Source organism: Aliifodinibius sp. S!AR15-10, from assembly GCF_031569985.1.
Taxonomy (GTDB): domain Bacteria; phylum Bacteroidota; class Rhodothermia; order Balneolales; family Balneolaceae; genus JAMQKA01.
In genome coordinates, this window is sequence record NZ_JAMQKA010000012.1 from 115,064 (window position 1) to 139,647 (window position 24,584).

Annotated in this window: 21 protein-coding genes; 9 read left to right on the top strand and 12 right to left on the bottom strand. The window is 47.7% G+C overall.

Going from position 1 to position 24,584, the window contains the following annotated elements; all coding sequences use genetic code 11:
- Positions 1-193: 193 nt before the first annotated feature.
- Positions 194-3,001, bottom strand: a complete 2,808-nt coding sequence (gene uvrA / locus NC796_RS10270) for an excinuclease ABC subunit UvrA (RefSeq protein WP_310684305.1) — start codon at positions 2,999-3,001, stop codon at positions 194-196.
- Between the two features lie 362 nt (positions 3,002-3,363).
- Here uvrA and NC796_RS10275 point away from each other — a divergent pair, with 362 nt between their 5' ends.
- Positions 3,364-3,993, top strand: a complete 630-nt coding sequence (locus tag NC796_RS10275; protein ID WP_310684306.1) for a CPBP family intramembrane glutamic endopeptidase — start codon at positions 3,364-3,366, stop codon at positions 3,991-3,993.
- A gap of 12 nt (positions 3,994-4,005) precedes the next feature.
- Here NC796_RS10275 and NC796_RS10280 read toward each other — a convergent pair whose 3' ends face one another.
- Positions 4,006-5,325 (bottom strand): IPT/TIG domain-containing protein, encoded by a 1,320-nt coding sequence (locus NC796_RS10280; protein WP_310684307.1) that lies wholly within the window; start codon positions 5,323-5,325, stop codon positions 4,006-4,008.
- Between the two features lie 280 nt (positions 5,326-5,605).
- Between NC796_RS10280 and NC796_RS10285 the strand changes: the two genes are divergently transcribed.
- A complete protein-coding gene (locus tag NC796_RS10285) occupies positions 5,606-6,787 on the top strand; it encodes an Mrp/NBP35 family ATP-binding protein (protein WP_310684308.1) in 1,182 nt (393 codons plus the stop codon).
- Between the two features lie 108 nt (positions 6,788-6,895).
- On the opposite strand, the gene NC796_RS10290 is transcribed toward NC796_RS10285, so the two are convergent.
- Positions 6,896-7,297 (bottom strand): VOC family protein, encoded by a 402-nt coding sequence (locus NC796_RS10290; protein ID WP_310684309.1) that lies wholly within the window; start codon positions 7,295-7,297, stop codon positions 6,896-6,898.
- 162 nt (positions 7,298-7,459) lie between these two features.
- Between NC796_RS10290 and NC796_RS10295 the strand changes: the two genes are divergently transcribed.
- Positions 7,460-8,128, top strand: coding sequence for a helix-turn-helix transcriptional regulator (locus NC796_RS10295; protein ID WP_310684310.1), 669 nt, complete (start codon positions 7,460-7,462; stop codon positions 8,126-8,128).
- A 115-nt stretch (positions 8,129-8,243) separates the two neighbouring features.
- Here the strand turns inward: NC796_RS10295 and NC796_RS10300 are convergent, their stop codons facing one another.
- The 6 genes from NC796_RS10300 to murF all read right to left on the bottom strand — a co-directional run bounded on the left by NC796_RS10300 (position 8,244) and on the right by murF (position 13,346).
- Positions 8,244-8,894 (bottom strand): NAD(P)-binding domain-containing protein, encoded by a 651-nt coding sequence (locus NC796_RS10300; RefSeq protein WP_310684311.1) that lies wholly within the window; start codon positions 8,892-8,894, stop codon positions 8,244-8,246.
- A gap of 119 nt (positions 8,895-9,013) precedes the next feature.
- Positions 9,014-9,526, bottom strand: coding sequence for a periplasmic heavy metal sensor (locus NC796_RS10305; RefSeq protein WP_310684312.1), 513 nt, complete (start codon positions 9,524-9,526; stop codon positions 9,014-9,016).
- Between the two features lie 6 nt (positions 9,527-9,532).
- A complete protein-coding gene (locus NC796_RS10310) occupies positions 9,533-9,865 on the bottom strand; it encodes a hypothetical protein (RefSeq protein ID WP_310684313.1) in 333 nt (110 codons plus the stop codon).
- 6 nt (positions 9,866-9,871) lie between these two features.
- Complete coding sequence (locus tag NC796_RS10315) at positions 9,872-10,450, bottom strand: RNA polymerase sigma factor (RefSeq protein ID WP_310684314.1); 579 nt, start codon at positions 10,448-10,450, stop codon at positions 9,872-9,874.
- 118 nt (positions 10,451-10,568) lie between these two features.
- Positions 10,569-11,042 carry a Spy/CpxP family protein refolding chaperone gene (locus tag NC796_RS10320; protein WP_310684315.1) on the bottom strand — a complete coding sequence of 158 codons (474 nt, stop codon included), beginning with the start codon at positions 11,040-11,042 and terminating at the stop codon, positions 10,569-10,571.
- A gap of 630 nt (positions 11,043-11,672) precedes the next feature.
- Positions 11,673-13,346, bottom strand: coding sequence for a UDP-N-acetylmuramoyl-tripeptide--D-alanyl-D-alanine ligase (murF, locus tag NC796_RS10325; RefSeq protein WP_310684316.1), 1,674 nt, complete (start codon positions 13,344-13,346; stop codon positions 11,673-11,675).
- A gap of 121 nt (positions 13,347-13,467) precedes the next feature.
- Between murF and NC796_RS10330 the strand changes: the two genes are divergently transcribed.
- Positions 13,468-14,481, top strand: coding sequence for a sugar phosphate nucleotidyltransferase (locus tag NC796_RS10330; protein WP_310684317.1), 1,014 nt, complete (start codon positions 13,468-13,470; stop codon positions 14,479-14,481).
- A gap of 311 nt (positions 14,482-14,792) precedes the next feature.
- On the top strand, positions 14,793-14,981 hold the full coding sequence (locus tag NC796_RS10335; RefSeq protein WP_310684318.1) for a hypothetical protein: 189 nt from the start codon (positions 14,793-14,795) through the stop codon (positions 14,979-14,981).
- Positions 14,982-15,692: 711 nt separating this feature from the next.
- Here the strand turns inward: NC796_RS10335 and NC796_RS10340 are convergent.
- A complete protein-coding gene (locus NC796_RS10340; protein WP_310684319.1) occupies positions 15,693-16,625 on the bottom strand; it encodes a cation diffusion facilitator family transporter in 933 nt (310 codons plus the stop codon).
- A 119-nt stretch (positions 16,626-16,744) separates the two neighbouring features.
- Here NC796_RS10340 and NC796_RS10345 point away from each other — a divergent pair, with 119 nt between their 5' ends.
- The 4 genes from NC796_RS10345 (at position 16,745) to NC796_RS10360 (ending at position 22,669) form a co-directional block, all read left to right on the top strand.
- Positions 16,745-18,163 carry an HD domain-containing protein gene (locus NC796_RS10345; RefSeq protein WP_310684320.1) on the top strand — a complete coding sequence of 473 codons (1,419 nt, stop codon included), beginning with the start codon at positions 16,745-16,747 and terminating at the stop codon, positions 18,161-18,163.
- 167 nt (positions 18,164-18,330) lie between these two features.
- On the top strand, positions 18,331-19,203 hold the full coding sequence (ispE, locus tag NC796_RS10350; protein WP_310684321.1) for a 4-(cytidine 5'-diphospho)-2-C-methyl-D-erythritol kinase: 873 nt from the start codon (positions 18,331-18,333) through the stop codon (positions 19,201-19,203).
- Positions 19,204-19,633: 430 nt separating this feature from the next.
- Complete coding sequence (locus tag NC796_RS10355; RefSeq protein ID WP_310684322.1) at positions 19,634-22,102, top strand: glycogen/starch/alpha-glucan phosphorylase; 2,469 nt, start codon at positions 19,634-19,636, stop codon at positions 22,100-22,102.
- Between the two features lie 141 nt (positions 22,103-22,243).
- Positions 22,244-22,669, top strand: coding sequence for a MarR family transcriptional regulator (locus NC796_RS10360; RefSeq protein ID WP_310684323.1), 426 nt, complete (start codon positions 22,244-22,246; stop codon positions 22,667-22,669).
- 83 nt (positions 22,670-22,752) lie between these two features.
- Here the strand turns inward: NC796_RS10360 and NC796_RS10365 are convergent, their stop codons facing one another.
- Positions 22,753-24,132, bottom strand: a complete 1,380-nt coding sequence (locus NC796_RS10365) for an amidohydrolase family protein (RefSeq protein WP_310684324.1) — start codon at positions 24,130-24,132, stop codon at positions 22,753-22,755.
- A 110-nt stretch (positions 24,133-24,242) separates the two neighbouring features.
- Positions 24,243-24,524, bottom strand: a complete 282-nt coding sequence (locus tag NC796_RS10370) for a UBP-type zinc finger domain-containing protein (protein WP_310684325.1) — start codon at positions 24,522-24,524, stop codon at positions 24,243-24,245.
- Between the last annotated feature and the right edge of the window lie 60 nt (positions 24,525-24,584).

Genomic DNA, 24,584 nt, shown 5'->3' on the forward strand with positions numbered 1-24,584 from the left:
TTGAGTTGATGACCGTGGATTGTACAGTGCTAACTTATATGATGCGATTGGAAAATAGAAATAACCATTCGAAATGCCTGACTCGTGATGCGTATAGCACTCAGCTTGAATTTACTTCCACTTTATTATTCCCGTTTTTCACAACTTCAGGAATAGCAAATAGTATTCGTCTCACATCTGGCGTTTCACACCCTTAAAGCTCTTCCTTCAAATACTTGCCCGTATAGCTCTCTTCAATTTCGGCTATCTCTTCCGGGGTGCCGGTGCCCACAATCTGTCCGCCGGCAAAGCCGCCCTCGGGACCGATATCAATAATATGATCGGCGCTTTTAATGACATCCAGGTTGTGTTCAATGATGATGACCGTATGCCCCTCATTTACCAAGCGGTTGAAGGAGTCGAGCAGGTTGTTGATATCCTCGAAATGGAGGCCGGTGGTCGGCTCATCAAAGAAGTAGAGCGTGTGGTCACCGGCACTTTTGGATAGGAATTTCGCCAGCTTCACCCGCTGCGCTTCTCCGCCAGATAGCGTGGGCGCACTCTGTCCCAGTTTCAAATACCCTAGTCCCACATCCTCAAGTGGCTGTAAGCGGTTCGTAATCGAGGCTTCATCCACAAAAAAATCAATCGCCTCGGAGACCGACATCTCCAGCACATCATGAATGTTCTTGCCACGGTACTTCACGCCCAGCACATCCTTGCGGTAGCGCTTGCCGTTGCAGGTTTCACAGGTAAGCTCGATATCCGCCATAAACTGCATCTCGATCGTCTGCACGCCTTCGCCCTCACAGGTTTCGCAGCGTCCGCCGGGCACGTTAAAAGAGAAATGACCCGGCTCGTAGCCCATCAGCTTGGATTGTCGTGTGTTGGTAAAAAGATCGCGAATACCGTCAAAGGCTTTTGTATAGGTGGCGGGATTAGAGCGTGACGAACGGCCTATCGGTGACTGGTCGACCATCTCCACGGAGTCGATGTGATTTAATCCTTTAATAGCCTTGTGCCGACCCACTTTGTCGTTGTAGGTACCCAGCTGTTTCTGGATGCCCCCGTAGAGCGTATCGTGCACCAGGGTAGACTTGCCAGAACCGCTGACTCCCGTCACGCATATAAACTTGCCGAGTGGAAATTCCACTTCCAGGCTTTTCAGGTTGTGTTCGGTAGCCCCCTCCAGCACGATGGAGTTGCCACTTCCCTTCCGACGCTTGGCGGGCACGGGAATCTCTTTGCGCCCGCTCACATATTTACCGGTTAGCGTCTTGGCTTCTTTAAGGTTTTCGTAAGAACCTTCAAAGACCACTTCTCCGCCGTGTATACCGGCAAAAGGACCGATATCGATGATATTGTCCGCGGCCTCGATCATTGCCGGATCGTGCTCAACCACCAGCACCGTGTTGCCGATATCGCGTAACGACTTCAGGATGTTGATCAGGCGATCGTTGTCGCGCGGGTGCAGCCCGATAGTGGGTTCATCCAACACATAAAGACTTCCAATGAGCGAGCTTCCCAGTGAATTTGCCAGGCTAATTCGCTGGGATTCTCCGCCGCTGAGCGTGTTGGCCAGCCGGTTCAGGGTCAGGTAATCGAGTCCCACTTCATCCAGGTACTTCAGGCGCTTGCGAATTTCGAACAGGATCTGCTCAGCTACTTCTTTTTCAAAGTCGGTCAGCTCCAGATCCTCGAAGAATTCTCGAGCATGTCCAATCGTCAGCTCAGCAATCTCCCCGATGTGCTTGCCATCCACCTTTACGTAAAGCCCATCCGGACGCACGCGGTATCCTTCACAATCGGGGCAGCGACTGTAGCCGCGGTACCGGGAATAGAATACCCGCATGTGCACTTTGTAGGACTGGCTTTTAATATCCTCAAAAAAGTCATTCAGCCCCTTGTATTCATCCTTACCCTTCCAGATGATATCCTTCATCTCCTTGGAAAGCTCATTATACGGCGTGTCAATCGGCAGGCTGTAGCGCGCCGACACCTTAATCAGGTCGCGAAGATTTTTGCTGAATTTCTGTCCACTGTAGGGGGCAATTGCACCGTCGCGGATCGTCTTGCCGGGATCGGGAATTACCAGGTCTTCATCAATGCCGGCCACCCGTCCAAAGCCTTCGCATTTGTCACAGGCGCCATACGGGTTGTTGAAGGAGAACATCTGCGGCGTAGGCTCTTCAAACTCGATACCGTCCATCTCAAAACGCTCGCTGAAGTTTATCTCTTGCCCATTCCGAATTTTGATAGAGCAACGGCCGCGTCCTTCATGAAAAGCGGTTTCCACGGAATCGGCGATGCGGCTCCGGGTATCGTCGTCCTTCTTCACCCCGAGACGGTCAACCAGCACGCGGTATTCATCAGCATTCATCTTCTTGGGATTGACGTCATCGGTAGTCAGATCCAGCAGCTGCTCATCTTCAACATGAAGCAGGCGTGTGAGTCCCTTTTCTTTGAGCACCTTGAGCTCGTCATTTAACTTCTTTTTCTCGTGGTGCGGGATGGGAAACAGCACGTAAAACTTGGTGCCCTCCTCGTACTGGTCAAACAGCTCGTCAATGACCGTCTTGGTGGAGTCCTTCTTTACTTCCTTACCCGACTTGGGAGAAATTGTGCGGCCGATACGTCCCCAGAGCAGACGCATATAGTCATAAATTTCGGTTGTGGTTCCAACCGTAGAACGCGGGTTGGATGAAGTAGTCTTCTGCTGGATCGCCATCGCGGGAGAAATACCCTGCATAAAATCGACGTCCGGCTTGTCCATCCGCTCAAGGAACTGCCGGGCATAGCTGGAGAGACTCTCCACATATCGTCGCTGGCCTTCGGCATAGATCGTATCAAAAGCCAGACTCGACTTCCCGGAACCGGAGACGCCGGTCACCACAGTCATTTTGTTCCTGGGAATTTCAATGTCAATGTCTTTGAGGTTGTGCACCCGGGCTCCCTTAACGATGATGGGACGGTCGCCACTTTTGATTTGCTTCTCTTTCGCTACAGCTTCAGATTGGGACATTCAGTAGTGATAATTTTAAGCTTTCAAATAAACAAGTGAATATACGAAAATTAGATCAGAAGATGTGACCTGAATATGGATAAAAAATTCTACTGCGGTTGATGAATGGGTGGTAACAAAAAATGGGAGTGGTATCGTTCTCTGGTTGGCTATATACCATGTGCGACGCACTTCACAAGTGCGTCGCACATCTAAAAGTGAAACGTTGCTTCCTGCTGAATATGTTTATCAATGCGACTAATTTAATTAAACTGTAAATCTGAGATATCAGCGTAAACCGCGGGAGTTAAATCTTCCCGCAGATTGCGCAGATTTCGCAGATTTTAATACCTGCAAATCAAGATAATACACGCCAAGACAACATGGACAACCGTTACTACCTGTTTGCCGAATTCCTGGTCCTTTTTATCGGCCTGCCATTGGCATTTTATTTTGACCTGGTGTCAATCCCAAAAATTGCGGGGTTGCTGGCCGTGTCGCTCTTCACTGTTCTGGTACTCTGGTTTGATAAACGGCATGACTTCAGCAAGCTCTTCTCGCTGCCGGATGGCAATGCCTCTGTTCAAAAACTGCTGCTTAAAAGTCTTGCCGTTGCGCTGACCATCACCGGGCTGGTATTGTTGTTGAATCCCGATGAACTGTTCATTTTCCCGCGACAACAACCCTTGGTCTGGATGATCGTAATGCTGCTCTACCCGCTCCTGTCGGCACTTCCCCAAGAACTTATCTACCGGGCCTTTTTCTTCGAGCGGTATGACAAGCTTTTTCCCTCGGAACAATTGCTGGGGATCGCGAGCGCTATCGCCTTTTCTGCCCTGCACATTATTTATGACAACTGGTGGGCTGTGGGATTGTCCCTTGTCGGGGGCTTTATATTTGTGCAGACCTACCGAAAATCGAGATCATTATACTGGGTTTCAGTGGAACATGCCATTTACGGTTGCCTGGTCTTCACCATCGGGATGGGGCACTTTTTTTATGAGGCTTTTTGAGGTGTAAACTGCTCATTCAATCCGCATTCTCCGCACCAGGTGATTTTCCCAGTCAGTGATATACAGGAAGGTCTCGCTATAACTGAGTGCCAGGTGGTAGGGTTTGTTGAAGCGAGCTTTGTCACCAATTCCATCAGCATGACCCGGCATGCCATTACCGGCCAATGTTACCACCTCCTCATCTCGTATCATCCGGATGGCGTGGTTGCCGGAGTCAGAAAAAAGGATGGTCCCGTCAGCATCAACCTCGATCCCGGTCGGTCGATTCAATCGGGCCATCTCCAAATCCCCGTCCCGGAACCCGGGCTCCCTATTACCGGCCAGGGTAGACACGCTTCCGGTTTCGATATCAATTTGCCTGATTCGGTGGCTGTAATAGTCAGCCACATATAATCTCTTTCCATCGGGGTGAAGTGCCAGGCTCAAGGGTGCAGTAAATGTAGCTGATTCCGCCGGGCCGTCGTTATCTCCCGGCCTGCCGGACCCTGCTAATATGCTGACATTTCCCCATCGATCGATCTTTTTAACCTGGAAATTATAGGGATCAGTGACATACATCGTCTTGTCGGGACCAATGGCAATATCAGAGGGAGCCTTCCAGGATATCCCATTTGCAATGCCCGAATAGGTGCCTACATCCCGATCGTAACTGACACTTCGTATCGCCAGGTTATGTGCATCTGCTACATACAACATTCCACTGGGTGCCAATGCCAGGCCCATCGGTTTTGAAAAAAGTGCCTCATCAGCCGATCCATCTTTATATCCTGAACCCCAACCTCTTCCTGCCCAGGTCGTCACATGCCGGTCTCGGTCGATCTTTCGAATCAGGGCGTTCTCAGAATCACCTATATAGAGGGCCCCGCTGGGATCTGTTGCAATACCCCAAGGCCTGTTAAAACGTGCACTCTCTCCATCTCCGTTGCGATTTCCCATCACCCCACCGGCCCAGGTTTCTACTGTAATGGTATAAATATATGTGAACTGAGAGCCTTCCCCGGTTTTGCCATTTACTGTAACGCTTACAGGTCCGGATCCGGCATTTTTGGGTACAAGTACTTCCAATCGCTCTTTAGATGCAGAAACCAATTGCGCCTCATGCCCATTGAAATGGACTGTATTGGTACTTTTTCCTCCGCCAAAATAATCACCGGTTATAATCACACGTGTATTGAAGACTCCACTGTCAGGTTCAATAGAAATTAGATGGGGATGTTCGGTATAGATCGAACCCACGATTGTATTGCTATCTGAACATGCAGTTAAATTAACAAGGAGGGCAACACAGGAAATAAGCAGCCACTCCCGGACTGTCTTTTTCTCTCTTAACATAGTTTTTTCCTCTCTATCTATTTTAGACGACCGCTCAAAAGTTAAATGAAGGGCATCAGACGCCTGAACAATCCGACGTATACTAACTTGCGCTTGCTCCTGGAAAACTATCAACTCCAGAAATGACTCAGATAAACCTATCTCTCCATTTATTTGAACTGTAATAGGTGGATGATGTTCCCATCTGTGAACTTTTTTATACAGAACCAGCGTTTAGCATCTCTGGCAAAATCATTATCTTTGATCGTTCAAAACAAAATCGTTTACAAACAGGAATTTAATGTCCATCAATAAACAGCAGGTACGAACAGCGCTAGCCCATGTCATCCATCCAAAGTATGGAAAGGACCTTGTAACCCTAAATCTGATCCAGGACCTGATCGTGCAGGATAAATTTATCACGTTCACAATCGATCTTCCTGAAAAGACGCCCGAACTGGATACTAAGCTGAAGAAGATGTGCGAGGACACCCTTCGCAAATATGTGGACGACGATCTGGTCCTCGATATTCAGACTGCAGTGAATCTGTCTAAAAAAAGAGAGCTCGAGGGCGATGAAGATGCAGGCGGCGAACCGGCATTCCCGGGTCAGGGGCACCGGGAAAAGAAACAGCAAAAGCCACCCCAGCAGCAGGGCGATGAAGAGCTGTTGCAGGGCGTAGATAATATCATAGCCGTGGCTTCCGGGAAGGGCGGTGTGGGAAAATCCACAGTTGCGGTAAATCTGGCTTGTGGCCTGGCGCGAACCGGGGCCAAAGTGGGCCTGCTGGATACCGATATTTACGGGCCGAGCATACCCACCATGATGGACACACATGAGCGGCCGAATATCACGACACAAAAGAAGCTTATTCCACTGGAAAAGTATGGAGTTAAGTTTGTTTCCATGGGCCTGCTTGTTGATCCTGACCAGGCAATGATATGGCGCGGACCGATGGTTACGAGTGCCGTCAAGCAATTTATGCAGGAAGTGGTCTGGGGCGACCTCGATTACCTGGTTCTCGACCTGCCTCCCGGAACGGGTGATGTGCAGCTGACGATCGTGCAAACCGTGCCTTTGACCGGTGCTATCGTTGTTTCTACTCCACAAAATGTTGCTTTGGATGATGCGCGAAAAGGAGTAGCAATGTTCAAAAAAGTGAGCGTGCCGGTGCTGGGTATCGTAGAGAATATGGCCTACTTCGTGCCCCCGGACATGCCGGACAAGAAGTACCATATTTTCGGTGAGCACGGGGCCCGCGACCTCGCAGAACGCATGGGCATTAACTTCCTGGGCGAAATCCCGCTGGAGCAGTCCGTCCGGGAAAGCGGCGATGCCGGCAAACCCATTGTTTTGCAGGATGTAGAATCGAAGTCGGCACAGGCTTTTATCGAGCTGTCCAACAATACTATCCAGCAACTGGCCCTCCGCAACAAGGAACAGGGACCTACTGAGAAAATCGATATTAAGATCAAGCCGTAATAAATCCGCTGGTGCGGTCCACTACACAAGTGGGGCTGCACCTTCGAATAAACTTTCGCTTGTAAGATGGAGCACACCTGGGAGTGTACCCCATCCGTTTGTGCTTATTTATTTCATTGAGTGTAGAGCTACGCGATTGCCTTCGGTATCTTCAAAGACCGCCATATACCCGTAATCACCGGATATTTGAGTCTTGGGCGTCAATATTTTACCGCCATTCTTTTCAATACGGTTCAATACGAGTTGAAGATCGGGCTCACCGCTTAAATAGACCAGCGCTCCATCGTGGCTGGGTTTGTAGAACCCCTTGTGTTCACAAAGAGCACCACCTATTCCGCCTTCTTCTACGGGAAACATACTCATCTTGAAATCATCATCACCCATATCCAGGTCGGTCAGTTCCACTTCAAAAATACTCTCGTAGAACTTTTTGGCTCTGCTTATTTTCTTGGTGGGAATTTCAAACCAAGCGACCGCTGTTTTCATCTTTTTAAGTGTTTTTGGTGCCATAATTCCCTCTCCTTTTTTTGTTTTTGATGGAATAAGAACGCTAACAGAACGGTTAATTCACAACATACTATTCAATTGTCGTCCTACTGTCGTGCTGTCTAATTTGCAGCGTTGACAGCATTTGCTAAATTACTACAAAACAGGAAGATAACCTATATAGAAATGTCAAATAATCGACTGGCCCGGATGGTGCGCTCCTTACGGAAACAGCGTTCTTGGTCGCAATCTCACCTGGCAAAAGCGGCCGGGGTTAGTACACGAACAATTCAGCGACTGGAGCGCAGAGGGACTTGCTCTCAAGAAACCTTGCTATCGGTAGCGGCAGCTTTTGATGTGGACGTAAAGGAATTTACAGACCTAAAGACTGAGAGTCGGGTATCGCAAGAACAGTCTGATTCCAGTTCGGAGGACTGGCTCAACGTAGATAAACATCGACTACAAAATGTGATGACAGCTGTTGGGGCTTTTCTTCTGATCCTGCCCGTTAGCTTCCTCTCCGTAGGGATTTTCAAGTACACAATGCAGATTGAGTGGTATCCCGATCCATTTAAATGGCTACAGGGATCTGATATGCTTTTTGCTCTTTGGAACACTATTTCCCCGGCGCTCCTGCTCGGTTGTCTGGCACTTGCATTTGCCCTTAATCTCGTGCCTTTCCTGGATCTTAATTTCCGATTTAGCACTAAAACATTATTTAGCTCAATCCAATATGTAGGAAACAGGTGGAATATGACTATCGTGGCGATCAGCCTGCTGGTGATCGGGGGCATCACAACCTATGTGATTACGGAAAATATAGCAGAACATGCCATCCAACTGTATTTTCGCTAGCCTGTGTTACTCTATATTTATTTTGATCCTGAAACAAGTTCAGGATGACACAGAGTTTTTAAAACCGCCAAATACATCAGCATACAACATGCAGTAAATTGCTGAAAAATATTGGCTAACCTGACTTACGCAATAACTTGAATGCATGATCCCATGATTGGGTAAGCATCCCATATTTGACCCATAAGATACAAAGAGGCTCCAGTTCCCGCGCTCCCTCAATCCCCCCGATATCGATCACGGACCAACCAAAAAGCTCACAAATTTCGGTAACCGTCTCTTTAGCGTTGCCATTATTACCGCAAATAAACATGTCTGGCGGGCCATCGGGAAAATCGGGATCAACCATATGGGCATTTCCTACAATATTAAAAACCTTAACGATGTGAGCCTCTGGCAGCCAGCGCTGGATCTGTTCCCCGCCTGAGTCTGTATGCCCAATAGCCAGGCGCGGCGGCTTCCCCTCTTCAAACACCAATGGATTAGTGACGTCCAGTACTGTTTTACCAGAAAAATGCTTTTTACCCGCCAACCCGATTGCATTTTCACAACCGCTCCAGGCCACGGCAAGCACAATCACTTCACCATATTCCGCTGCCTCTTCAAACGTCCCGCCCGAGGCCCTTGCTCCCGCCTGGTGAACCCAGCTCGTCACCTTTTCACTTTTGGGAGAACGCGAACCTATCATCACGTGGTGACCATACTTTATGAAACCACGTCCAAGTGCCATTCCAACATCTCCGGATCCTATGATTCCCAACCTCATAAACACCTCCATCTCAATAGATTTCAGTTGTTTATGTAGAATACACAAAAGGAAAATAATTTGCTCTAAAATAGATCAGGAAGGCTTAACCCTATTGCCCTTCTTAACAAATAGACACGTCAGTTCCCAAGGAAACGGTTCCCCGCTCCCGGCCCGCGCCGTTGGTGCATTCCGCGCATACTTTGCTCAAGGATGCGATCGAACCGCGGTTTTTGATCTTCCCTGAGCTGTCTCCTGATCTGGCGAAAATGTTCATAGTTAATGCGTTCAATGCGTGCTTGAGCCTGCCCGATCTGGGCTGAGAGGCTGTCGACATTCTGCTCTGTTTTTAGACTGTCTGCAGATTGCAGCAGGCCTACATAAGCGGTCCTTCTCTTTCGGAGTTGATCCATCAAGGGACGTATTTTACGGACGTGCTGTATTCTAAGATCCCGGATGCGTTCCTGTTGCCCGGGATTCAATTCAAGTTCGCGCTGCAGAAACTGCTGAACCCGGCGGGGCGGTTCATCCCTGAAAAAAACGGCCTCCCTGGGGGGACGTATCAACCAGATTGTAGCTATGGTCCCGATATTCAGAATAAGCAATATGATAAATCCCGTTAATGCCCAGCGATACTTCTTTGCATATTCCATGATATTTTATTCCTCGTCAGTAAGTTCATAAATAGTGGGAATTTCAAGCAGATAATCTTCGGTAAAGGCCTCCAGGTTCTGTTGACGAACGGTTTCGGCATCACCATACGCTTCCTGGTATTCAAGTACCGTCAGGATATTGAACAAGACAAGAACAATAACTGCGGCAGCGGCTACCAAGAGCTGAGGATTCCATTTTCTACTGACGCCTTCTTCTTTATTCTCAAGGCGCTTCTGCAGTCGCGAGTAGAAAAAGTCGTTCGTTTGGGCACGTTCTATACCCTCCAGCGATCGAAGGGTTTTTTCCACCTCTTGCTCAATATTTCTATCTTTTTTCATCTTTAGCTAACTCTCATCTTTATAAAATTTATGCAGCTGCTTCCGCAAGCTAGTTTTGGCACGGTGAATGAGCGACTCTACCGCCGATACGCTTGTTTCCATGACATCGGCAATCTCTTTGTAAGCCAAGCCCTCCACTTTGTGGAGAATGAAAGCAGTTTTCTGGTTTTCCGTGAGCTTATCGATCTCCCGGAACAGGATCGCGGATCGCTCTTTATTCTCCAGCGCCACGCCGGGATGCTCGAACATATCCTGCGCCGAAACCCGGTCCGGATTCCCTTCGTTGGCAACGGCTTCAAAAAACGACCACCGCTTTTTCCGCTTTCTGTATCGAATAAGCTCCAGCGACTTTGTCACTGCAATCCGGTAGATCCACGTGGCAAGTGAAGCCTCATTGCGGAATGAGTCTATTGAGTCAAACACCGTTATAAATACCTCCTGTGCCGTATCTTCGGCATCTTCATGATTATGGAGAAAACCGAGGCAGGTATTATAGATGCGGTCTTTTTGCTCCTCCACAAGCGTTTTAAATGCTTGGGAGTCGCGCTCTTTAAGCCGCTCTATGAGTTGCTGCTCGTTCTCCAACTATCACTTTCTTCGTTTATCCAATTCCTGATACTGCAGGTTAAAGACTAATTAAATCGCAAACAATTGGCTGCCGGAAAGCTCAATGACTTACCGGCAGCTGTGCCAGCATCTTATCTTACCTGTGATGAAATCGCATGCCGCGACGATTAAACTTCATGTCTCCGAAATTACCTCCAAACGCCCCATGGGAATCAAACACCACTTTTTGCTCGTCGGTTAGTAGCTCTCGTATATTCATCCGGGTTTGCAGGTGCTGTTTCATGAGTTCGGTTCGCAATGCACCCACTTCTTCGATCACCTGGTTTGCGGCCTCTGTATCTATCTCGTCACCACCTGTGGTAAGCGTTCGGAGTCGCGCCCGTTTTTCGTTAAGTTGGTTTCGAAGGTCGAGACTCTCTTCCTGTGCTTTCAGGCGGATGTCGCGGATCTGTTCCCGCTGCTCATCGGTCAGATCCGGCAGCATATACTCCATATTCCCGCGTTGAAAGTGTGGCCTTTCGGCCATAGCCCGCCGCCCTTGTTGAGCAGCAGCAGTTTCGGCAAACATGAAAGTAAATAGCAGGATTAGGGATGGGATGTAGTATTTCATTGGTTTCTCCATTGGAATTATTATCGGCAGTTTTAATCGCTCTTCAATTAGTTAGATGCCAACCATGGAGAAAACTTGTGGTAAAATAAGAAATTAATTTTCCTATGCATCTCCGGCTACATTCAGACCAACTCCCCGTTATTGGACATTAGCCCTGAATTTCAGATTGGATGTTATCATCTCTTTCTACTGTTCATTTTTTCGATGAAGAAAAAACGAACCAAAAAATTCACCAGAAAATCCCAGATATTGTTCTAGATTGCCTTTATATACTAAATTGCTTTGGAACTGTTAATGCCTTTTAATTAGCTGCCTGCAGGGATTCTCTGGACTCGGGGAACGTATTGCCAAATTCTTTTCCAGTAGCCCTTTTAAGTTTCATATTCATCTCTTTGTAGCAAAAGGTGAAAAACGGAAGCATTTCTGCTTGAAACCATTGCCGCGACGAATCAGATCAGCAGCAATTGAGGTAATCAAACCGGTTGAGTTAAATGCTTCTTGAATTTTTCGTCTCTTTTGTTCTGTGTCCGACTACCGGCGTTATCAAGATAAAAGGAACATCTCCAAGAATTACACTCTCTATCAGCGAAATTTACTTAGGCCAGCTAACAATTAGCCATAATCACCAAATTACTCATTGTAGGTGTCTGGAAGGTCGTTTTCGTAGAGGATGACATCGCCAGGCTGAGCAAACTCCTGCACAATATCGTTGGCCTGGAACAGGCTGTTTACTACGCGCACTTTTTCACCGGGAAATCCCGTGGAATGGATTCCCTGTAGGATCGGCTTGGTACGCTGCTTGCCGACAAGAATCACCAGGTCGAGATCAGCACGGCCTACGGCTTCCCCAAACTCCCGGTTTTTCTGCTCCTCCAGTTCACCCAGCTCTATCATGCCGGGAGTTATGATAATACGGCGACCGCTTTTGAATTGGGAAAGAATCTCAACAGCATTTCGCGCTCCAACCGGGTTCGAGTTAAAAGCGTCATCAATCACGTATATATCGCCCTGCTTTTTCAACTCTAGGCGGTGTTCTACCGGTTCAATCTGAGATGCCGCCACCGCCATCGTTTTGGGGCGGATATCAAAAAGGCGAGCCACCCCCACAGCCAGCAGCATGTTGAGTACATTGTGGGAACCGAGCAGTTTGGTTTGAAATGACTCAGTCTGTCCATTCAAGTGTAGTTGAAAACCGGTGCCTTCCGGACCGAATGTAATGTCACTGGCCCTGATTTCTCCCTGTTCTAATCCCACCCCCAAAACTTCCACATCCTCACGGAGGGCGGCCATCTGCCGCACGCGGGGATCATCGAAATTGAGCACCGCTTTGCCGTTGGGATTGAGACGCTTCACAATTGTACTCTTGGTCCGGGCGATGGCATCCTGGGAGCCAAAGGTCTCGAGGTGGGCAATACCCACATTGGTCACCACTGCAATATCCGGCTGCACGATGTCGCAAAGTTCATCGATATTGCCCTCGTAACGTGCGCCCATCTCAAGGATCAAAATCTGGTGGTGGGCCTCCAGGTCGTTGTTGATCACCTTGCAGATGCCCATCGGCGTGTTGTAGCTGCCGGGTGTGGAACATACGCTATACCGCTCTTCCAACAGGTCGCGAATCATGAATTTGGTGCTCGTCTTCCCATAGCTGCCCGTTATCCCGATCACGGTCAGCTCTGGCATGGAGGCCACCTTTTTCCGGGCCAGGTCAATATAGTATTGATGCACCCGCTTCTCTATAGGAGCCGTAAGCATGGCGGCCAGGAAAATCCAGAATGGCATCAGGGCATCAGCCAGCACCCAGCCAAACGCCAGCACGTAGATATCGGCACTGTGGAGAAGTGGCTGCTTCATTGGAATATTGGTAAACGGGATCTGCCCTAGATAGGCACCTGCTGTCGTCAGGTAAGGTAATATCAGGCTAAATATGGCATAAGGAATCGAAAGGCGGATCATCCGCGATGTGAACACGAGCGGTTTTTTCTGCTTTTCACCGCGGTAATAATCAAATTTACCAAACCAGAAAATGGCGAACATTGAAAGCGTAATAATCGCAGCACTGCCGGTAATGGTATTCGACATAAAATAGAGCAGCAAAAAAATAATGAGATTATACAGCACATGTTCCGGTGTTAACACCCGCTGGTTCCAGTGCTCAAAAATCCAGCCCCGGTATTCCTTTATTTTATATCCCTTTTGCTGAAAAATGTGCAGGAAATATTTACCCCTGAGGAAGGTGTGCCGGGCCATCACCAATACAAAGACCACGAGCAGGAGTTCAATAAACTGGAAGTACAAGTTCAAAGGCGAAAATCCGAATTAAATTGAGGTTAACTGTCTGTTTGAAAGTCGCTAAAGTAACTGAGTTCCATTATATTAACGGCCTTCAATAAACTTTCATCCAAATTAAACAGGACGAAAATATATGAAATTAATTATCCCTATGGCAGGGCGCGGCACAAGGGTCCGTCCCCACTCGCATACTACACCCAAGCCGCTGCTACCCGTAGCCGGAAAAATGATTGTTGAACGCATTGTAGAGACTTTTGTTCGAACGCTGGACCGCACCATTGACGAGATTGTATTTATCCTGGGTCCAGATTTTGGGCAGGAGATTAAGGACGCCCTTTCTAAGATGAGCGACCGTCACGACGCGAAATCATCCTTCCGGGTACAGAATGAGGCTCTGGGTACCGCCCATGCGGTATACTGTGCTGAGGAAGATCTTGAAGGGGAATGCATTGTCGTTTTTGCGGATACCATTTTTGATACCGACTCCGAAGTTTCTGTCGAAGAGGCTGACTCCGTTGTGTGGCTGAAAGAGGTTGACGATCCCTCCCGCTTTGGCGTAGCGGTGCATGAAGGGAATAAAATCACCGACTTTGTGGAAAAACCCGACAAGCCGATCTCGAACCTTGCGATCATCGGTGTGTATTACTTCAAAGATGCGGGTGATATTAAGAAAGAGATCAAATATCTGCTCGACAATAATATCCGCGGCAAAGGTGATGAATACCAGCTGACCGATGCCCTCGACCGGATGCTCAAGGATGACAAAGTGTTCAAAAAAGCGACCGTCGACCAGTGGCTTGACTGTGGTACGTTGCCGGCATGGCGGGCAACATCAGGCGTCATCCTCGAAAAAGAGCAGGAACAGCATCCCTATAACGAGGATGACTACGAAAACACTACGATTAAAGAGCCGGTTTATATCGGCGAAGGCGTGGACCTGGAAAACTGCACGATAGGCCCCAATGCCAGTATAGCCGCCGGTTGCAGCCTGAAAAACACGACGGTCAAAAACAGCATTGTTCGCTCAAATACAACGATTGAAGACAGCCAGATCGCCAACTCTACCATAGGCCAGCACGTAGAGCTCAAAAATGTGAACCAGGAAGTGCATGTGGGAGATCATTCGAAGATCGGCGTTAAAGTGTAATTGGTATTGAGTAGAGAGTAAAAGTATTAAATTTTCAAACTCTTGTTGATCAGCATTACTAAACCTCCAGGGTTTTCGTAGCCCTGGAGGTTTTTTGGTTTTACAGCTCACAACATCATCAAGAACAAATCTACAAATTTATTTTAGACCACGAGAAATATTTACAGAGAATTTATTGTGTTTCCAGATTTTTTTTGAAGGTTATATACACAAATTGATAGACCTTTCTATTTAGATTTCAGCAGCAGGAGTAAGGCGAAGAGACGACGATTAGTGAACTTGATACATTGAGACGTTTAATTTTATCCATCATGATTAGAGTAACTCTTGTACTGCTGTTGGTATCGATATTATCCAACTGTACCCTTCTGAATTCCCGTAAGTCCACTCCACCGGAAGGCTGGTTTGAAGTCGATGTTCCCGTAGGGGAAAAAGATAACTCTTATAACATTCAGGATCTGCATTTTCTGAACCGTGATGTCGGCTGGATTTGGAACTAATGGTTGAAGTCGATGACGGAAACAAAACCGGGCAAGATACCTTTTATATCTCATGTTCTGACTGTTCCGATGATGGTGGAATTTTTGATTAATCGATTTTCATCCCTTTGCCTAGTCTATAATTTAACCCTCCAAGGGTTCCAAACCTTGGAGGGTTTTTATATTCAACTATGCAACAGGATAATAAATCGAAGCATTTCTACCTGCCGAGGGAGCTGGCAAGTGACCTAACCAACGAATAAATCGTTTTCAATTCCGATAACCGTTCATAAACCTGGAAGCATTTTCCCTTGTGCTGTTCATTTTTTCGATGAAGAAAAAACGAACCAAAAAATTCACCAGAAAATCCCAGATCTTGTTCCATATCGCTCTTAATTAATAAATTGCTTTGGAACTGTTGTTGCCTTTTCATTGACTTTCTGCAGGGATTCTCTGGGCTAAAGAAACATATTGCCAAATTTGTTCCCGAAGGTCCTCTCCTTATAGCAAAAGATGAAAAACCGGAAGCATTTCTGTCTGAAACCGGTGCGGCATAGGGTTCATTCAGCGCTACTGGCTGGAGTCAAACCGGTTGAGTTAAATGCTTCTTGAATTTTTCGTTCCTTTTGTTTCAAGACAAAAGGGACACCTTTATTTGGTTTAGAAAACCTAACAGGACCTTTTTGAGGAAGTCATATTTACAGAATAGGGGGATCGTTTCTTAAGAGTTTGCTAAATAAAATCCTCAAACGGGCGCTCCTGGTCGGCTTCGCGGAGTGTTTTATGGATCTCATCATGGTGGCCCTCCGGCTCAAGGTGAATCGTCACAATCACATCTCCGCGCACGCCGTCGATGAGTCGCCGTTCCAATACAGTGGCATCTTCATGGGCCTTTTTCAGGCTGACGCCCTTTTCGAAGAGAGCGTGGAGCTCAATCCAGGTCGTGTTGCCGGTTGTACGGTGCCGCAGGTTGTGTACGTTGCTCATGGAACCGGGCAGCTCCTCACGCATAATCTCCCTGATTTTCTTATCGATCTTAGGATTCCGGCTGTCCATCAGTCCGTCTATGGAATATTTGAGCAGCTTAAATCCCTCGTACATGATAAACAGAGCCAGTCCCACCCCCACAATGGAATCAAGCACATCCCACTCGGTAAACTTGATGATCAACAGCGTACCTACAACACCGAGACTCGTCCACACATCGGTGAGGGTATGCCGTGCATTGCTGATTACCATCATATTGTCCTCTTCACGTCCCACTTTCATCAGGTAGCGGCCCAGCAAAAAGTTGATTCCAGCTGCCCCGCCCAACAAGTAAATCCCGGTATTTAATTCCTGAAGATTATACCCCGTCAGGTAGGTGTTCACTGATTGATAAATAATAGTGATACCGGCGATCAGGATAACGGCTCCCTCCACCCCGACCGATAGAAATTCAACCCGCTCGTGGCCGTAAAGGTGCTTGTCGTCGGCAGGCTTGGAGCTGAGCAGAAATCCGTAATAAACGAACGCCACTGCCAGCACGTGGATAAAGGATTCGGCGGCATCGGAGAGCGCCGTGGTAGAATTGGTAACCAGGAAGCCGCTGGTTTTAACAAGCAACAGACACAGCGAAACCACCAGGCTTACGCGTAATGCTATCTTGGGACGAGACTTTTTCAAAGCGCTTTACTTTACCTCCATTTGCCCAAAAAGATTAGTGAAAGAATACCTGAAAGCAAGTACAATTGTTATTATTTTTACGCTCATTTGAAGAATCTGAACAGGCAACACCATTTCCTTTGAAGGATATAGCTCCTAAACATAAAAAGGTATTCGAAGTTATTTCTGAAGCTGGCGCCGCCCTCGACCAGCCGGTCTATGTGGTAGGCGGATATGTCCGCGACTATTTTCTGCAGCGTGATAAAGATAGCAATGAGCTGGATATCGACTTTGTCACAGTTGGATCTGGAATAAAAATGGCGAAAGAGGTCGCAAAGCGGCTGGGCAGCGATAAACTGGCGGTTTTCAAGCAGTTTGGGACAGCACAAGTTAAATATGAGGGACTGGACCTCGAGTTTGTGGGCGCACGCAAAGAAAGCTACCGGCGTAACTCCCGCAAGCCTATTGTAGAAGATGGAACGCTCGAAGACGACCAGCTGCGGCGTGACTTTACGATCAACGCGCTCTCATGGTCGCTCAACAAAGATAGCTTTGGGGACCTGAAGGACCCTTTCGGAGGCATCCAAGACCTGAAGAAGCAGCTTATCCGCACGCCGGTTGATCCGGAGCAAACCTTCGATGATGACCCCCTGCGCATGATGCGGGCAGTGCGGTTTGCCACGCAGCTTAACTTTGAGATCGAGGAAAATACCTACAAGGCGATCGAGAAGATGGCCTCTCGCATCGACATTGTTTCAAAGGAGCGGATAATCGATGAGCTGAATAAAATTGTGCTCGCTCCCAAGCCCTCCATCGGGTTTTCCTACCTGTTCCGTACCGGCCTGTTGAAAGAGTTTTTCCCGGAGATGCACCGGCTCCATGGAGTTAAAGAAGTGCGGGGCGTTCGGCATAAAGATAACTTCTGGCACACGCTCAAGGTACTGGACAATGTGGCTGAGATGAGTGACAACCTGTGGCTGCGCTGGGCGGCGATCATGCACGATATTGCCAAACCGGCCACACAACGCTTTGAAGAAGGCACCGGCTGGACATTCCACGGCCACGATGCCATCGGTGCCAAGTGGGTAAAGTCGATCTTTCGGCGTTTGGGGCTTCCCCTAGATGAACGGATGCGCTACGTTCGCAAACTGGTGCGGCTGCACCTGCGTCCCATTGCCCTGGTCTCTGATGAGGTGACCGACAGTGCCGTGCGTCGATTACTGTATGAGGCGGGTGATGACATTGACGATCTAATGACGCTTTGCCGTGCCGATATCACCAGCAAAAATGAACGCAAGGTTCGCCGCTACCAAAAGAATTTTGATCATGTGGAACAAAAGATCGAAGAAGTAGAGGAAAAAGACCGCATGCGACAGTGGACCAACCCGATCCGCGGGGAGGAAATCATGGAAGCGTTCGACCTTGAGCCCGGGCCTGTCATCGGGGATATAAAGGATGCGATCAAAGAAGCGATTCTCGACGGGGAGATCCCCAACGAGCACGATGCCGCCTACGAATACATGATGCAGATCAAAGACCAGTTTATCAGTGAGCAGTGAGCAGTACTACAGTGTTCAGTGTGTCAGTGTTCCTACTGCTCATATCTTAAATTAATAGCTCTAGACTGGATCTTGATTTCATCAGCATCGAAAATTTTCAATTCTACTTTTTTAATCATTAATTCCCCACTGTTAACTGACACACTGCCAAACTGTTAAACTGATTTATGAAGTGGATTGCTGAATCATACGCCAAAATTAATCTCGGACTTCACGTTCTGGAGCGCCTGCCCACTGGTTATCACCGCATCGAAACCGGGTTCGCGTTTATAAACTGGAGCGACCGTTTTGAGGTGGAAAAAGCGAGTCGCTGGCAGCTCGACATCGATACAGATGACGAAACAATCACCACCGGGGAGGACAACCTGATCAATCGGGCTATCGACCAGCTCAAGCGATACGTGGATATCAAGAACGCTTATCATATTAAAGTGGATAAACGAATTCCGGCGGGTGCGGGACTCGGCGGTGGAAGCAGCAACGCCGCGCTTACCCTGCGGATGCTCAACAAAATCGAAGAGCTCGGCCTTTCCGATGAAGAACTGATAGATCTGAGCCGTGACCTTGGGGCAGATGTGCCGCTGTTTATCAAGGGGCAGACCGGCATCGGGTCGGGCGTGGGGCACGAGATCAAGCCCTTGGACATTCAGCCCAACTTCTGGATTATCACCTGTTTCCCCAATGTAAAAAGCAGCACACCCGAGGCCTACAGCCATTGCCACCCCAACCCTGAACCTGATTTTGACCTCGAAAAAACATTGACCGAGGCCGATCCGGAAGAATGGCAATATACGTTGTTTAATGATCTTGAACAGTCAGTCGTGCCCCGCCACCACGTTGTAGGTAATATGAAAGATCAATTTTATGAATTCGGTGCGTTATATGCCTCAATGAGTGGTAGCGGTTCAGCGGTTTACGGCCTTTTTGAACAGGATTTTGTGGCGACCAATGCCTATCACGGCCTTGTGGAACTCGAATTCCCGACTAACATCACCAAACCGGGATTTAAACCCGATCACGGTATTTATAGGAAAGAATAGCAAATTAGATTATCGGGTAAAAGCATGGCGGATTTTCTTCTAACTCCTTCTGATCATTTTTTGAACGATCAAAATGAACAAAAAATCGCCTTCTGGGCAACACTTCATTTCGGTTAAAAAAAATCGAGATATTCATACTGAAAAGTCGCTTTAGCCCTACTAAAAAGTAATCTCAAACTGTTTGATAATGTAGCAGTTGCTTCAAGCTCTTCTTCAAATCGCTTGAAGCAGGTAGCCCAAGACCTTTGAAGCAATAACCCATCCTCATTGTCACCGTTTCCAGTACAAAATAACCTGATCTTTTTCCGTTCGTGATTGTATTCTTAGAAGAGCTGAGACCACATATTAGAAATATTTACTCACCTCACTTTTAATTGATCAATATTAGCTTTTAATTAGCTACTCACTTGTAAGAAATAAGGTATGTATTATGAATAAAAAAGTTACAGACGTTGACCCGCGAACCGGAATGGACGTGGAGTCATTTAAACAGGACATTCAACAGCACCTCTATTATACCCTGGCAAAAGATAAATACTCATCCACGGAATGGGATATCTACCGAAGCGTGGTTATTTCGGTGATGGACCGCCTGCACGACCGGTGGATCGATACCCAGCAGACCTACTACAAGCAGGATGTTAAGCGTGTTTATTACCTGTCGATGGAGTACCTGATCGGTCGACTGCTCGACAGTATGCTTATCAACCTCGGGATGCAGGAGGAGGCCGCTCAGGCTTTTGAGGAAATGGGGCTGGACTACGATAAAATCCGTGAAGTGGAGGTCGACGCCGGCCTGGGTAATGGCGGACTTGGTCGACTCGCCGCCTGCTATCTCGATTCCATGGCTACGCTCGGTATTCCCTCCATTGGATATGGTATACGCTACGACTACGGCATTTTTGACCAGGAGATTGAAGATGGGTGGCAGATTGAAAAGGCCGACCTCTGGCTGCAGTATGGATATCCCTGGAGCCTCGTGCGGCCCAAAGTGGAATATCCCGTTCAGTTTTATGGAGAATCGGTATCACATATGGGTGATGACGGGGAGCTTCACTTTGAATGGAAGAACACCCATGATGTGCTGGCGGTAGCCTATGACACCCCTGTACCGGGCTACAAAAATGACATTGTGAACCACCTCCGACTGTGGAAAGCTACCGCTTCTCATGAATTTGACCTTAAGAGTTTCAACCAGGGCGATTACATCGATGCGGTGCGAGATAACATGCTCGAGGAAAATATCTCGCGCGTGTTATATCCCAATGACAAGGTGTTCAAGGGGCAGGAACTCAGGCTGAAGCAGGAGTACTTCCTCGTTTCCGCTTCGGTGCAGGATGCGATACGCCGGTTTAAGAAACAGCACGATGATTTCCGCAAGCTGCCCGATAAAGTGGCCTTCCAGTGTAACGACACCCATCCCAACCTGGCCGTACCTGAACTAATGCGGATCCTGATGGATATCGAGGGTCTGAACTGGGATACTAGCTGGGAGATTACCTCGCAATGTATCAACTACACCAACCACACACTGATGCCGGAAGCACTAGAAAAATGGCCGATCTCCCTTATGGAGAACCTGCTTCCACGGCATACCCAAATCATCCATGAAATTAACCGTCGTTTTATGAATGAAATTCGGGCCAACTTCCCGGATGATGAGGAACGCGTGAGCCGCATGCGGATTGTCGGAGAAGAAATGAACCCAGTGGTGCATATGGGACCTCTCGGAATTGTAGCCGCTAATAAAGTGAACGGCGTCTCCAAGATCCACTCCGACCTGATGAAGAAGACGATCTTCAAGGATTATGCGGAGCTTTATCCGGACAAATTTACAAACGTAACCAACGGGATTACACCGCGACGCTGGCTGAAGCAGTGCAACCCCGGGCTTGCAAACCTGATAACCGATCGTATTGGTGACGAGTGGCTGACGAACCTGGACCAGCTACAGCAGGTGGAGCAATATGCTGAGGATGCCGATTTCCAGGAACAGTTTGATCAAATTAAACGTGAAAATAAGAAGCGGCTCGGGGACTACATTAAAAAAGAACTGGATATCGATGTGAACCCGGATTCTATCTTCGATATCCAGATTAAGCGTATACATGAGTACAAGCGCCAGCTGATGGCAGCCCTTCATGTGATCACGCTTTACAACCGCATCAAGGAAAATCCCGATGCTGACGTGCATCCCCGCACGGTTATTTTTGGTGGAAAAGCGGCACCCGGTTACACCACGGCCAAGCAGCATATAAAGCTGATCAACAATATTGGTCGCAAAGTCAATAACGATCCCGAGGTGGGAGATAAACTAAAGTGCATCTTCCTGCCCAACTACCGTGTTTCACTCGCTGAAAAGATGATTCCGGCAGCCGATCTTTCTGAACAGATCTCCACCGCAGGTATGGAGGCCTCCGGGACCGGTAACATGAAGTTTGCACTGAATGGGGCTCTCACCATTGGAACACTTGACGGGGCAAATATTGAGATCCGCAACCAGGTGGGAGATGAAAACATATTCATCTTCGGGCTGGAAGTAGAAGATATCGAAAAGCTACGCCACGAGGGGTATAACCCCATTGAGTACTACAAGAAGAACAAGGAGCTCAAGAAGGCACTTGACCAGATTCGCGAAGGTTTCTTTAGTCCTGAGGACAAGGACCTTTTTCAGCCAATCATCAATAACCTGCTGCATCACGGCGATTACTTCATGGTTCTGGCTGATTATGAATCATACGTTGAAAAACAGGAAGAGGTAGAGCAGGTGTACCGCGACAAGCAAGAGTGGTACAAGCGGGCCATTATCAATGTGGCAAATATGGGCTTTTTCTCTTCCGATCGCTCCATCCAGGATTATGCCGAACGCATCTGGGATATCGAGCAAGTAGAAAAATAATAGACTCTATCTTCATATACGACGCATTTCAGAACAGGAGTGCGTCGTATAATTTTTCATCCTGTCGCCACTTACAGGATGCTTTTATTTTTTCTAAAATTAATTGATTGCACATACAATCATTTATTGTATTTTGAATGTATGGCACTGAAAGAATCGAAATACAGCAACTGTCTATACTATGCTTCCAATATCCTGTCCCGAAAAGTGACAACTATGGCAGAAGAAGCATTCCGGTCGCTCGGTCTTGCTCCTTCCTACGCTTACCTGCTGATGACCGTCAACGATCAACCCGGTATCCAACCCAGTGCAATAAGCCGGGAATTGGGCCTCTCCCCATCAACCGTGACCCGGCTAATTGAAAAGATGGAGTACCGTGGCTTCCTCGAGCGGGTTTCTGAGGGCCGTGCCACCAAGGTGATGCCCACAGAGGAATGCAAAGCCCTGAATCCACAGCTTGAAAAATCCTGGCAAAATCTTCAACAACGCTTTTCCCAAGAACTCGGGGAACGCTATAAAGAGGTACTCACAGAAATGAGCTACAAAGCAGCAGAGAAGTTGGAGTAGCGTTATTTGTATATACAAGCTAATAAGTGAACTCCGGCAATAACCTGGTTTTAAAAGGTCAGATTATTGAAAAGTCTTTTAATCTACTCATGTTTGGCTGCTATCTCTGCAAGGCGCTTGTCAATCTCTGCTTTACTAAGCCAGTTACCTCTATAGATAACTCCTGCAACAGAAGTTGAATTGGAGATATCATCCAGAGGATTATTCTCCAACAGAACCATATCCGCTATTTTTCCCTCCTCAATAGTACCGGTGTTTTCCAGATTATCGAAGTATTCTGCCGGGTTGTAGGTGCCGGTTCGCAATGCTTCGAACGACGTCAAACCCGCATCAACGATATACTGCAATTCATGGTGGACTGAAAAGCCGGGCACATTAAAAATCTGGGGCGCGTCAGAACCGAGCAACAAACCGGCCCCCTGATCATGCAGCGCTTTGATCATATCGCGTCGAATCTGCAGGTACTGTTGGGCTAATTCTTCAGTATATATCTCATTACCAGTAATTGACTGCTTGCTGTTGATCCACTCCTTGACCATGTCACTTGGGAGATACTTGAACTCAGGGCGCTGGGCCAATACCTCGGCTGAATCAGTACCGATGACGTGTTCAAGCAGGGCCTGGGTCGGTACATTCCAGGTTGATGATTCTGCCGTCATCTGGGCCACTTCCGTTATTTTAGTGCTATCAACGTACGGTACTAGATGCATCCCAAAATAGATCACCCCGGGATCTTCAACCTGGGTTACATCAACAGTGTCAGCGACCAGCGCCTCCATATATTTATCCAGGTGATCAATGGTTCCCTGCCCCGCCTCCAGGGCACGCTGCAATCCCACTGAAGCGGGAATATGGCCAGAAAACTCGATACCGACTGAATTAGCCTCATCAGCAATGGCGTTGTATTCCTCAAGGCTGAGGCCGGGAAATATTTTGAGAAAATCATAACCTAACTTGTGCTGATCCCGCACCCGCTGACGAGCCTGTTCCGGACTCTCAATACTTCCACCACTAAAACCCGGGCCAGAGGTATAAATCCTGGGACTCACTATTTCATTTTGAGCCGCCTGTTCCCGAAGTTTGAGGTGTATCGGCTGACCAAGCATTCCGCGAATAGTGGTAATCCCGTTGGAGAGATAAAGGAAAAGCACATCCTCAATATATCCCATATTGTCCTGATCGGAAGGAATATGGGCATGCATCTCGGAAAGTCCCGGTATTAAGTATCCACCGCCCCCATCAATACGTTCAGCCGTGTCAGGCATCTGAACCCGATCCGCTCCAGTAATCCGGACAATGCGATCTCCCCTGATTACAACCGTACGGTTTTCCTGGATCTCCCCGTCATTCGCCATGGAGATAACATTTACATTTTCAATTATCTTATCGGCTTCTACCGGTTCTTCTGATGTGCAGCTCAATAAAAGTCCGGCGGTCAACAGAAATAGAATCTTCATCTTCATAGTCATTCCCCTTTATCTTTTGATGTATTCCTACCTATCCAATCACCCTGTTAAAGTACTGAAAAATAACAACTTACCAATTTCAGTCCAGTACATGATGTAATTTTCAGCTATCCTTTACGAACAACCTTGTTTTGTGAGTTCAAATACAGTTTTTCAGGGTAACAGTATCGCCACGTTTCTTTGGGTTCAATTGACCGGATAAGGGGATGTCCAGTCTCCTCGTAATGTTTCCGTGCATGGGTATTCTTTGATGAATCACAGCAGCCCACCTGTCCACAAACCAGGCACATGCGGAGGTGTACCCACTGGTCACCCTGCTCTACACACTGGGGACAGACCGTTACATCAGTTTCCGTAATTTCAATTTGATCAAGATGTGAGCACTCCATAGCAATCCTTATTGTTTGTTTTCTGTAGGAACCGGTCTATCTGAATAATCATAATCTGAA

What these genes read in the sequence shown, in the direction of transcription:
- uvrA (WP_310684305.1), bottom strand. Translation starts at nt 3,001, where the DNA reads ATGTCCCAATCTGAAGCTGTAGCGAAAGAGAAGCAAATCAAAAGTGGC.
- NC796_RS10275 (WP_310684306.1), top strand. Translation starts at nt 3,364, where the DNA reads ATGGACAACCGTTACTACCTGTTTGCCGAATTCCTGGTCCTTTTTATC.
- NC796_RS10280 (WP_310684307.1), bottom strand. Translation starts at nt 5,325, where the DNA reads ATGTTAAGAGAGAAAAAGACAGTCCGGGAGTGGCTGCTTATTTCCTGT.
- NC796_RS10285 (WP_310684308.1), top strand. Translation starts at nt 5,606, where the DNA reads ATGTCCATCAATAAACAGCAGGTACGAACAGCGCTAGCCCATGTCATC.
- NC796_RS10290 (WP_310684309.1), bottom strand. Translation starts at nt 7,297, where the DNA reads ATGGCACCAAAAACACTTAAAAAGATGAAAACAGCGGTCGCTTGGTTT.
- NC796_RS10295 (WP_310684310.1), top strand. Translation starts at nt 7,460, where the DNA reads ATGTCAAATAATCGACTGGCCCGGATGGTGCGCTCCTTACGGAAACAG.
- NC796_RS10300 (WP_310684311.1), bottom strand. Translation starts at nt 8,894, where the DNA reads ATGAGGTTGGGAATCATAGGATCCGGAGATGTTGGAATGGCACTTGGA.
- NC796_RS10305 (WP_310684312.1), bottom strand. Translation starts at nt 9,526, where the DNA reads ATGGAATATGCAAAGAAGTATCGCTGGGCATTAACGGGATTTATCATA.
- NC796_RS10310 (WP_310684313.1), bottom strand. Translation starts at nt 9,865, where the DNA reads ATGAAAAAAGATAGAAATATTGAGCAAGAGGTGGAAAAAACCCTTCGA.
- NC796_RS10320 (WP_310684315.1), bottom strand. Translation starts at nt 11,042, where the DNA reads ATGAAATACTACATCCCATCCCTAATCCTGCTATTTACTTTCATGTTT.
- NC796_RS10330 (WP_310684317.1), top strand. Translation starts at nt 13,468, where the DNA reads ATGAAATTAATTATCCCTATGGCAGGGCGCGGCACAAGGGTCCGTCCC.
- NC796_RS10335 (WP_310684318.1), top strand. Translation starts at nt 14,793, where the DNA reads ATGATTAGAGTAACTCTTGTACTGCTGTTGGTATCGATATTATCCAAC.
- ispE (WP_310684321.1), top strand. Translation starts at nt 18,331, where the DNA reads ATGAAGTGGATTGCTGAATCATACGCCAAAATTAATCTCGGACTTCAC.
- NC796_RS10355 (WP_310684322.1), top strand. Translation starts at nt 19,634, where the DNA reads ATGAATAAAAAAGTTACAGACGTTGACCCGCGAACCGGAATGGACGTG.
- NC796_RS10360 (WP_310684323.1), top strand. Translation starts at nt 22,244, where the DNA reads ATGGCACTGAAAGAATCGAAATACAGCAACTGTCTATACTATGCTTCC.
- NC796_RS10365 (WP_310684324.1), bottom strand. Translation starts at nt 24,132, where the DNA reads ATGAAGATGAAGATTCTATTTCTGTTGACCGCCGGACTTTTATTGAGC.
- NC796_RS10370 (WP_310684325.1), bottom strand. Translation starts at nt 24,524, where the DNA reads ATGGAGTGCTCACATCTTGATCAAATTGAAATTACGGAAACTGATGTA.